This window comes from Oscillibacter sp. KLE 1728 (assembly GCF_934833455.1).
GTDB lineage: Bacteria > Bacillota > Clostridia > Oscillospirales > Oscillospiraceae > Oscillibacter > Oscillibacter welbionis.
In genome coordinates, this window is sequence record NZ_CAKVVF010000009.1 from 35,716 (window position 1) to 37,660 (window position 1,945).

1 protein-coding gene is annotated in these 1,945 nt (G+C 64.2%); it reads right to left on the minus strand.

What is annotated here, in order from left to right:
• A partial coding sequence (gene ileS / locus QVE23_RS01910) for an isoleucine--tRNA ligase (RefSeq protein WP_502919056.1) occupies positions 1 to 1,945 on the minus strand: 1,945 nt, incomplete at both ends.

Below are 1,945 nucleotides of genomic sequence, written 5' to 3' on the forward strand. Positions count from 1 at the left end.
GTCGTCCCCAGCGTGGAGGGCCACGTGGGCCTCCAGGGCCTTGCCGATTTTCTTCTCGGCCCGGGCGGCCTCCAGCACGGCGTTCACGTCGTCGCGCAGCTTTTCCACGGCGGACCACTTCTCCATGGCGGTCTCATCCAGGGCGTAGTCGGTGAAGGGCTTGTTCATGTCGTTGAACACCACGTTCCGACCATCGTCGCCGCTGCGGTGGGGCATAGAGAGCCAGATCTCATCGCAGGTGAAGCACAGGATGGGGGCCATCAGCTTGGTCATGGTGTCCAGAATCAGGAACAGGGCGGTCTGGGCGCTGCGGCGCTTGGCGCCGTCCTTTTCCTCGCAGTACAGACGGTCCTTGATGATGTCCAGATAGAAGTTGGACATGTCCACCACGCAGAAGTCGTTCACCGCGTGGGTGACCACCAGGAACTCATAGTCGTTGTACGCCTTGGCGCACTTCTCCATCAGGGCGTTCAGGCGGGTGACGGCCCAGCGGTCCAGTTCCTCCATCTCCGCGGGCGCCGTCAGCTGGTCGGCGTCAAAGCCGTCCAGATTGCCCAGGCAGTACCGGGCGGTGTTGCGGAACTTGAGGTAGTTCTGGCTGAGCTGCTTGAAGATCTCGTGAGAGCAGCGGACGTCGGCGTGGTAGTCGGCGCTGGCGGCCCACAGGCGCAGCAGGTCCGCGCCATACTGGTTGATGATCTCTGCCGGGTCCATGCCGTTGCCCAGGGACTTGTGCATGGCTCTGCCCTCGCCGTCCACGGTCCAGCCGTGGGTGACGCACTCCTTGAAGGGCGCGCCCTGGCCGAAGGCGCCCACGGCGGTCAGCAGCGCGGACTGGAACCAGCCGCGGTACTGGTCCAGGCCCTCCAGATACATGGTGGCGGGCCAGAAGCCCTGGTCCTTCTTCATGGCGGCGAAGTGGGAGGAACCGGAGTCGAACCAGCCGTCCAGGGTATCGGTCTCCTTGGTGAAGCCGGCTTTGGCACCGCAGTGGGGGCAGGCGAAGCCCTCCGGCAGGATCTCCTCCGCCTCCTTGGCGAACCAGGCGTTGGAGCCTTCGGCGGCGAAGAGCTTGGAGATGGCGTCGATGGTCTCATCGGTGCAGATGGGCTTGCCGCAGTCCTTGCAGTAGAACACGGGAATGGGCAGGCCCCACTTGCGCTGGCGGGAGATGCACCAGTCGTTGCGCTCTCGGATCATGGACTTCATCCGGTCAATGCCCCAGCCGGGCACCCAGCGCACATCGTCGCACGCGGCGACGGCCTGTTCCTTGAAGGACTCCACGGAGCAGAACCACTGGGGCGTGGCCCGGAAGATGATGGGGCCCTTGCAGCGCCAGCAGTGGGGATAGCTGTGGATGATGTCCTCGCTGGCGAAGAGCATGCCGCTCTCCTTCATGTCCGCCAGGATGACGGGGTTGGACTCATCGGTCTTCATACCGGCGTACTTGCCGGCGTACTCCGTGTGGCGGCCCTGGTCGTCCACGGGAACCACCATCTCCACGCCGTAGCGCTTGCAGGTCTCGTAGTCATCCGCGCCGAAGCCGGGGGCCGTGTGGACGCAGCCGGTGCCGGAGTCCATGGTGACGTAATCCGCCAGCAGCAGGCGGGAGGTCTTGGGCAGGAAGGGGTGGTCCGCCAGCATGTTCTCAAAGAAGGCGCCGGGATGGGTCTCCGCCACCTCCCAGGTGTCGAAGCCGCCCAAGTGCATGACCTTCTCCACCAAAGCCTCGGCCATGATATAGGCCTCGCCGTTGGGGGCCTTCACCACAGCGTAGGACTCGTCGGGATGCAGGGCGATGGCCAGGTTGCCCGGCAGGGTCCAGATGGTGGTGGTCCAGATCACGAAGAACAGCTTGTCATAACCGGAAAGCTTGCCGCAATCGTCGTGCATGGGGAACTTCACATACACCGTGGTGCAGGGGTCGTCCTGATACTCGATCTCC